This window comes from Vibrio sp. 811 (assembly GCF_033339195.1).
Map to the genome: position 1 here is coordinate 1 of NZ_JAWOUB010000745.1, position 565 is coordinate 565.

Consider the following 565-nt stretch of genomic DNA (forward strand, 5'->3'; position numbering starts at 1 on the left):
TGGATCTTTGATGGCACCACCAAAGTAGATCCCCATCCACGTGCCGACAATCCAGAAGCCCCAAAGCGCAAGCCCTCCGCCGACCAACAAACCAAACCCAGGCTCTTTCTTGCCAAATGCGTTCATCGCCATTGCCCAGTTCGCATCGGAGGCAAGCAACATAATGCCATAGCGCTTATGTGGCGGTAGCTGTCTCAGCCAAGGGTAGAGCGTCGCACCCATCAGAAGGTGTCGAGCATTGATGGCAAACACAGTAATCAAAACCGGCACAAGTGGTACTTCAGCTCCCCACATTTCTAATGTGGCAAACTGAGACGCACCAGCAAAGACGAGCGTACTCATTAAAAGAGTCGGAAAGGCGTCTAAGCCGGTTTGCACCGCAGCAACCCCAAAGGCGAGGCCAAAGACCACCACAAAAAAGGAAAGCGGTAAAAGCTGAGTAAATCCACCCCAGACGTCAGCCCGAGTGAACTCATGTAGCTCCCCAGAAGATCGAGGAAAAGAGGATGTATTTTCTGTCATAAATGTACCTAGCCGGCAGCAAAGTCGGGAGAAGCCCCAAATG

The 565-nt window shown here is 52.0% G+C and carries 1 protein-coding gene; it reads right to left on the reverse strand.

The features are described 5' to 3' along the window. Positions 1-522, reverse strand: a 522-nt coding sequence (locus R7Q46_RS29175; protein WP_318078577.1) for an AzlC family ABC transporter permease, incomplete at its 3' end; no start/stop codon positions are given. Positions 523-565: the final 43 nt, after the last annotated feature.